The 7,054-nt window shown below is 75.6% G+C and carries 6 protein-coding genes; 3 read left to right on the top strand and 3 right to left on the bottom strand.

What is annotated here, in order from left to right; all coding sequences use genetic code 11:
* From JWR81_RS32365 to mraZ, 3 genes are all read right to left on the bottom strand, one after another.
* Window positions 1-678 (bottom strand): hypothetical protein (locus tag JWR81_RS32365; RefSeq protein ID WP_297661519.1); only part of this gene is annotated, 678 nt, incomplete at its 3' end.
* A gap of 150 nt (window positions 679-828) precedes the next feature.
* Window positions 829-1,788, bottom strand: coding sequence for a 16S rRNA (cytosine(1402)-N(4))-methyltransferase RsmH (gene rsmH, locus JWR81_RS32360; RefSeq protein WP_297661516.1), 960 nt, complete (start codon window positions 1,786-1,788; stop codon window positions 829-831).
* Window positions 1,789-1,974: 186 nt separating this feature from the next.
* Window positions 1,975-2,406 carry a division/cell wall cluster transcriptional repressor MraZ gene (mraZ, locus tag JWR81_RS32355; protein WP_297661514.1) on the bottom strand — a complete coding sequence of 144 codons (432 nt, stop codon included), beginning with the start codon at window positions 2,404-2,406 and terminating at the stop codon, window positions 1,975-1,977.
* 509 nt (window positions 2,407-2,915) lie between these two features.
* Between mraZ and JWR81_RS32350 the strand changes: the two genes are divergently transcribed.
* The 3 genes from JWR81_RS32350 to JWR81_RS32340 form a co-directional block, all read left to right on the top strand.
* The gene (locus JWR81_RS32350) at window positions 2,916-3,902 is read left to right on the top strand and encodes a MoxR family ATPase (RefSeq protein WP_297661521.1); all 987 of its coding nucleotides are present in this window, start codon (window positions 2,916-2,918) and stop codon (window positions 3,900-3,902) included.
* Window positions 3,902-5,170 (top strand): DUF58 domain-containing protein, encoded by a 1,269-nt coding sequence (locus JWR81_RS32345; RefSeq protein ID WP_297661512.1) that lies wholly within the window; start codon window positions 3,902-3,904, stop codon window positions 5,168-5,170. Before JWR81_RS32350 ends, JWR81_RS32345 begins: the two co-directional genes overlap by 1 nt.
* Window positions 5,167-7,054, top strand: a 1,888-nt coding sequence (locus tag JWR81_RS32340) for a DUF3488 and transglutaminase-like domain-containing protein (protein ID WP_297661509.1), incomplete at its 3' end; no start/stop codon positions are given. The genes JWR81_RS32345 and JWR81_RS32340, both read left to right, overlap by 4 nt.

Below are 7,054 nucleotides of genomic sequence, written 5' to 3'. Positions count from 1 at the left end.
AGCCGGCTGGCCTGCGGCGGGCGCGGTAGCGGGCACCGCACCCGGCATGGCGGCCGCCGGGGCGCCCCCTCCCGGCGCGGCTGCCGGGTCGGTGACCGACGGGGCTGCGACGGGCGCGGCTCCGGCGGGGGCCGGAGCCGGGGCGGGCGCGGTGGCGGCCTTCGGCGTGCCGACGACGGTGACCGCTCCGTCGGGCCCGACGACGAGCCGGGCCGGGTCCACCACGGGCACCATCCCGAGCTGCGCCGCGCGCTGGGCCAGCGCGGGCGCGGAGTCCATGGCCGAGACCTCGCGGTGCAGGCGCTCGCTCTGCGCGGTGAGGGCGGCGGCCGCCGTCCGCGCGTCCTGCAGCCGGTAGGAGTCCGACGCCGCAGCGGTGGAGAGCCACAGGGTCGCGACCAGCCCGACAGCCAGCAGCACCATCACCAGCAGCACGAACTGGGCGCGGCCCGCGGGCGCGGCGGTGCGCGCCGGGCGGACGCCGCCGACCAGGCGGCGCAGCCGGTCGTCACGCCGGGCGTAGGCCTTGAGGGCCGAGGTGCGGGTGCCTGCGCGCTCCCGTGCGGGCGCCGCCGTCGTCGTGGAGCGGGGCTTGGTGGGCGCGTTGCGCTGGGCCGGGATCACGGACGTGCGGGTACGCGTGGCGGTGCGCGACCGCTCGGTGACCGGCGCGCTCATCGCACGACCTCGCCGCGCCCGGTCGACGCTTCGCGCGGGCGCTGTGCCGATGATTCGCTCGCGAGCCCGCTCATCTCGTGATCCTGCTGTCGATGCCCATGGCTCCCCCTCGTTCGACCATCACGTTCACGCCCGCCCCGTCCCCGCCGGTCACGCCGCCACCTCCCGGATCCGCTCCGCCGCCCTCAGGCGTACCGACGCGGCCCGCGGGTTGTCGGCGATCTCGTCCTCACCCGCCTGTTCCGACCCGCGTACCAGCAGGCGCAGCTCCGGGCCGTGACCCGGGAGCTCCACCGGCAGGTCCACCGGCGACGTGGACGTGGACCGCGCCGCCAGCTCGCGCTTGACGATCCGGTCCTCCAGCGAGTGGTAGGCGAGCACGACGACCCGGCCGCCCACCGTCAACGCGTCGAGGGCGGCGGGCAGCGCGGACTGCAACGCGTCCAGCTCGCCGTTGACCTCGATGCGCAACGCCTGGAACGTCCGCTTGGCCGGGTGCCCCCCGGTGCGGCGTGACGCCGCGGGCACCGCCTCGTAGAGCAGCTCCACGAGCTCGGCGCTGCGCCGGAACGGCTTCTTCTCCCGCCGCCGGCCGACAGCGGAGGCGATCCGGCCCGCGAAACGCTCCTCGCCGTACTCCCGCAGGATCCGCGCCAGCTGCGGCACGGGGTAGGTGTTGAGGACCTCGGCCGCGGTGAGGCCCGTGGTGGGGTCCATCCGCATGTCGAGGTCGGCGTCGCGGGAGTAGGAGAAGCCGCGCTCGTCCGCGTCGAGCTGCAGCGACGAGACCCCGAGGTCGAACAGCACGCCGTCGACGCGGGGAAGCCCCAGCTCCCCGAGGACGTCGGCGATGCGGTCGTAGACGGCGTGCACGAGGTGCAGCCGGTCGGCGTGGGCCGCGAGGCGGCGGCCGGCGAGCGCCAGCGCGTCCGGGTCGCGGTCCAGGCCGACGAGGGTGAGCTGCGGGTGGGCCGCCAGCAGGAAGGAGGCGTGGCCGCCGAGCCCCAGGGTGGCGTCGACGAGAACGGCGGGACGGTCGCGCAGAGCGGGGTCGAGCAGCTCGGCGACCCGTGACAGGGAGACCGGAACGTGCCTGGCCCCAGCCTGCACGTCCCCTCCGGGGTGCTGCCCCACAGCCCCCACCTCCCTGCCGCAAGTCGCCGAGCTGCCCAGCGCCGGCCCGTGCACCCAGCCGGGCCAACCGCCGATGCCCCCACCCGGCAGACCTGGCACCGGGGAAGGTGCGCCAGGGCTGCCGGGTGGTGGCACCGGCAGGTACATCCGCAGTGCGCCGGCCTAGATCAGGCCGGGCAGCACCTCCTCCTGCGCCTGGGCGTAGGTGTCCTCGTGCTCCTCCTGGTACCGCTGCCAGGCCCCGGCGTCCCAGATCTCGGCGCGCGTGAACGCCCCGATCACCACGCACTCCTTGGTGAGCCCGGCGTAGCGCCGCAGCTCGGGGGTGATGGCGATGCGGCCCTGGGAGTCGGGGTTCTGCTCGTCGGTGCCGGAGAACAGGTTGCGCTGGAAGACCCGGGCCGACTCGCTCGTCAGTGGCGCGGACGCCACCTTCCGGGCGAGCTCACCGAAGGCGTCCTTGGTGAACACGTACAGGCAGTGGTCCTGCCCCTTCGTGATCATCAGCCCGCCTCGCAGCTCGTCCCGGAACTTCGCGGGCAACGTCAGCCGCCCCTTGTCATCCAGCTTCGGGGTGTAGGTGCCGAGGAACATCGGCTCCACCTCCACCCTGCGGGCTGGGCCGGGACAATCCTCTACGCCCCAGCGATCACCACCGTACCCCACTTCCCTCCACCGTCAACCGCAGAGTGTCGAGGATGGCCCGCGCGTAGGCGCCATCACCGCAGCTCAGACGGGGTGGGGGGAAGTGGGGTGCGATCAGGCACCACCCGCTAGCGCTACACGTCCGTGATCGCGGAGAGCACGCAGCGCCGCCGAAACCGCTACGCGGAGCACACATTTCGGGCAGGAACGGGCGTTGCGGGGCGTGCGGGGGGCGGAGTGGGGAGGCCTCGGGGAGGTCGTGCGGGGCCGCAGACGACGACGTGGGGCACAGTGGGGGGGCGGTGTGAACAGGGCTTCGACCGGCCGGAAGACCCGACCGGGCGAACTTCCGCTGGGAGGTTTGACAGACTGGTCCGGTTCCCCGCACGCGCCGGGGGTGGGAAAGACGGCGAGGAGATCGGGTGACCGCGACGAGCAGCCGCTCCGGGGTGGACGGGATGGAAGGCCGCACCGACGGCGTACAGGTCGGGCTGACGGAGGTCACCGACCTGGCCGGCCGCATCGCCGGCAACGTCCAGCGTGTGATCGTCGGCAAGCCGGAGGTCGTGCGCATCGCGCTCGTCACCCTCCTCGCCGAGGGCCACCTCCTCGTCGAGGACGTGCCGGGCGTCGGCAAGACCACGCTGGCCAAGGCGCTCGCGCGGTCCATCGACTGCTCCGTGAGCCGCGTGCAGTTCACCCCCGACCTGCTGCCCGGCGACATCACCGGCATGTCGGTCTACAACCGGCAGACCTCGGAGTTCGAGTTCCGGCCGGGCCCGGTGTTCGCCAACATCGTGATCGCCGACGAGATCAACCGCGCGTCGCCCAAGACGCAGTCGGCGCTGCTGGAGTGCATGGCCGAGCACCAGGTCACGGTCGACGGCGCCACCTACGCCCTCGCCGCGCCGTTCATGGTGGTCGCCACCCAGAACCCCATCGAGATGGACGGCACCTACCCGCTGCCCGAGGCCCAGCGCGACCGCTTCACCGCGCGGGTCAGCGTCGGCTACCCCGATGTCGCCGCCGAGCTCGCGATGGTCGACGAGCACGCCTCCACCGATCCGCTGGAGCAGCTCCGCCCGGTCACCGACGCCCGCCAGGTCCGCGCGGTGATCGACGCGGTGCGCCGCGTGCACGTGGGCCAGGAGGTCCGCCAGTACTGCGTGGAGCTCGTCGGGGCCACCCGCCGGCTGCCCGACCTGCGGCTCGGCGCGTCCCCCCGCGCCACGCTCCAGCTCGTGCGGGCGTCGAAGGCGCAGGCGGCGCTGGCCGGTCGCGCCTTCGTGGTGCCCGACGACGTGCAGGCCGTCGCGGTGCCGGTGCTGGCCCACCGCATGCTGCTCGCCCCCGAGGCCGTCGCGGCCCGCCGCTCGGCCGTCGACCTGGTCCGCGGTCTCCTGGGCCGGCAGGCCGTCCCGGTCCCCGGCCGACCCGGCGCCTGATGTCGGGGCACGGGCCGCGGACGGTCCGGACCTCCGGGCTCACCACGAGAGGGCGCTGCCTGCTGGCCGGCGGTCTCGCCACGGCCGCGTGCTCGGTGGTGCTCAACGAGCGAGACCTGCTGCGCGTCGGCGCGTTCGTCGCCCTGCTGCCGCTCCTCGCGCTGCTGCTGGCGGCGCGCACCCGCCGCACCGTCCGCGTCACCCGTGAGCTGACGCCCGCCCGCGTGCCCGTCGGCTCCGAGGTGACCGTCGAGCTGCACCTGCGCGGGGCCGCCCTCCTCGGTGCGGTCCGGCTCGCCGACACCGTTCCCGACGCGGCGGGTCCGCAGCCCGCCGCCCCGCCGCGGTTCACCGTGCACCGGCTCTCCGGCCGCGGCAGCGCGATCCTGACCTACCCGCTGCGTCCCTCACTGCGCGGACTGCATGCGGTCGGCCCGCTCGCCGCCAACGCCACCGACCCGCTCGGGCTCGCGGAGTTCCAGCGCGACGTCGCCGGTCCCGACCGGCTGCTGGTGCTCCCCCGCGTGGTCGGGCTGCGCGGGCTGCCACCGGCGCTCGGTGTCGGCGACGGCACCCCCGGTGCCGCGCGAGCACACCAGGGCCAGGGCGCTTCCGACGTGCTGACCAGGCCCTATCACCAGGGTGACGAGCTGCGCCGGGTGCACTGGCGCAGCACCGCCCGTTACGACGAGCTGATGGTGCGGCTCGAGGAACGCCCCTGGCGCGGCGGCATCACCGTCATGCTGGACCGCCGCGACGCCGCCCACCGCGGGCGCGGCGCCGATTCCAGCCTCGAGTTCGCCGTCAGCCTGACGGCCAGCATCTGCGCCCACCTCGTGGGGCGCGGCGAGCCCGTCGCCCTCGTCACCGAGGAGGGCGCGGCGCTGACCGGACCGGCCTCGGTACCCGGCCTCGACCCGCTCCTCGACGCCCTCGCCGCCCTGCGCCCGTCGGCCCGCGCCGACCTCAGCGGCCCCGAGATCTCGGGCGGCACCGACGTGGTGGCCGTGCTGGGCGCCGTGGGTCCCGGCCAGCTCGAGGGCCTCCTGGCCCGGCGCTCCGCAGGCGGCCACGCCGTCCTGCTGGACATCGCCACCTGGGACCCCGCCGCGGGCGGGCCGGACCGGAACGTCGCCGGCACCGCGGCCGCGCTGCGCCGCGCCGGGTGGCAGGTCACAGTCGCCGGGGCCGGCACCGCCCCCGACCAGGTCTGGGACGCGCTGACGGCCGGTGCCTCCCCGGACGGCCTGCGGGCGGGCACCCGATGACCACCTCGATGATCCGGCCGGCCCCGCCCGCGCCCGCGCCGTCGGTCCCGCCCCGGCGCCGCCCACTGCCCTGGGTCACGGCCGTCGCGGCCGGCGTCTCCCTGCTGCTCGCGGGGGTGCCCGTGAGCGCCGTCGTGCAGGGCGACACGTGGTTCCTGCACGGTGCCGCGGTCGTCGCGGCCGTCGTCGCCGTCGGGCTGCTGCTGCACCGGACCGGGCCGCTCGCCGTGGCCGCCGGGCAGATCGTCGTGGTGCTGCTGCTGCTCACGGGCCTCTACACCGACACCGGCGTGCTCGGGGTGGTGCCCGGGCCGGCGACGTGGGGCCGGTTCGGCGCGCTCGTGACCGGGGCGGGGGCCGAGATCTCCACGGGCATCGCCCCGGTGACGGCCACCCCGCAGATCCTGTTCCTCGTCACCGCCGCCTTCGGGATGGTGGCGATCGCGGTGTACCTCGCCGCTGTCACCGCCTCCGCGCCTGCCGCCGGTGGGGTGCCGCTGCTGGCGATGTTCGCCGTCCCCGCGGCACTCGACGACAACCTCCTGCCGTGGTGGGCGCTGGTGGGGGCCGCCGCCGGGTTCGGCCTGCTGCTGCTCGCCCCCGTCCTCGCGCGGACGGCCGCGCGCCATCAGCTGCCCGGGGGCGTCGCGCTGGTGGCCTGCTCGGTCGTGCTCGCGCTCGTGGCGGGCATGGCGGGCAGCTTCATCGGCACGTCCGGCCGCTTCGACGGCGGCTCGGGCGGCGGGGCGGGTGGCTCCATCGGCCTCAGCCCGTTCACGGCTCTGCGGGGCCAGCTCAGCCAGGCCGACCGCACCGAGCTCTTCCGCGTCACGGGCCTGCCCCAGCCCACCTACCTGCGGGCCCTCACGCTGAGCAGCTACGTCCCCAACAGCGGCTGGCAGGCCACCCGCCCGGGTCCGGGCCCGGCCCTGCCCGGCACCGTGCTGCCCTCGTTCAGCGGCGACACCACCACCGTCTCTCTGCAGAACATGGCCTTCCGCGACTACTGGCTGCCCGTCTACGGCACCCCGGTCGGCATCGACGGCCTGCCCGCCGGGCAGTGGACCTACGACCCGCGCAGCGGCACGGCCTACACCGCCCGTCCGCGGGCGGAGCAGTCCTGGCAGGAGCGCACGTCGCTGGCCGTGCCCACGGCCGAGCAGCTGCGGGCGGCCGGCACGAACGGCACTCCGGGCGCCGAGTACCTCGACGCCCGGGGTGTCGACCCCCGCGTCAGCGCGCTGGCCGAGCAGGTGACGCGGGGTGCCACCACGGCGTTCGACAAGACGATGGCCCTGCAGGAGTACTTCACGGGCCCCTCCACGCAGTTCCGCTACAGCCTCCAGACGGCGCCGGGCGCCGGTGACGACGCCCTCGTCGAGTTCCTGACGGTGGGCAAGGCCGGCTACTGCGAGCAGTTCGCGTCGGCGATGGCCGTGATGCTGCGGGCCGTCGGCGTGCCGGCCCGGGTGGCGGTCGGCTTCACCGGCGGTACGCGGGCGGGCGACTACGAGTCGATCAGCACCTCCGACGCCCACGCCTGGGTCGAGGCCTGGTTCCCGAACATCGGCTGGACCACGTTCGACCCCACGCCGCTCACCGACGGGCGCACCATCACGCCCCCCTATGTCGCCGAGGCCGAGGCGCAGGCGGACCCGACCGGGTCGCAGCGCGACGGCGAGGTCCCCACCCCCGACCATGCACCGTCGCCCACCGTCGCGCCGCCGACGCCGCAGCAGACCCCCACCGATCCCACCCGTCCCGCCGCCGCTCCCGGCCTGCCCGCCTGGCCGCTCGTGCTGGGCGGGGCGCTGCTCCTCGTCGTGCTCGCGACGGTCGCGCCGGCGCTGCTGCGTTCACGCGAGCGCCGGCGTCGGCTGGCCG

Origin of the sequence: Pseudonocardia sp. (genome assembly GCF_025965585.1) — a bacterium.
Classification (GTDB): domain Bacteria; phylum Actinomycetota; class Actinomycetes; order Mycobacteriales; family Pseudonocardiaceae; genus Pseudonocardia.
The sequence above is the reverse complement of the archived record's forward strand: the minus strand, read 5'-3'. Positions and strand labels throughout refer to the sequence as shown.